Raw genomic sequence first — 417 nt, forward strand, 5'->3', positions numbered from 1 at the left:
CATTGAGGCGCTATCTGAAAGAATTTCTAAGCGATCATCGAGTCGTTGAGATACCCCGGTTTCTCTGGCTTATGATTTTGCACCTATTTATCTTGCCCTTCAGATCTAAAAGTTCAGCTAAATTATATGCATCTGTATGGACAAAAGAAGGCTCTCCCTTATTAGCGATTACTAAGCGTCAGGGATTAGCTCTACAGCAACAGTTAGATGACGACTATGGTGAAGCAGAGCTGCCGGTAGTCATAGGTATGCGCTATGGGAATCCATCGATTAAAAGTGCACTAAAGTTACTCGTTGATATAAATGTGCGTGATATAACAGTACTGCCGTTGTATCCGCAATACTGTGCGGCTACGACAGGCTCTACTTTTGATGCCATCGCGAAAGAACTACAAGGCTACCGCTGGGTTCCTTCTA

General features: G+C 43.6%; 1 protein-coding gene. It reads left to right on the forward strand.

All coding sequences use genetic code 11. The features are described 5' to 3' along the window. Positions 1-2: 2 nt before the first annotated feature. On the forward strand, positions 3-417 hold a 415-nt coding region (locus QWI17_RS08325; RefSeq protein ID WP_302722061.1), incomplete at its 3' end, for a ferrochelatase.

It is taken from the genome of Gilvimarinus gilvus, assembly GCF_030518155.1.
Taxonomy (GTDB): domain Bacteria; phylum Pseudomonadota; class Gammaproteobacteria; order Pseudomonadales; family Cellvibrionaceae; genus Gilvimarinus; species Gilvimarinus gilvus.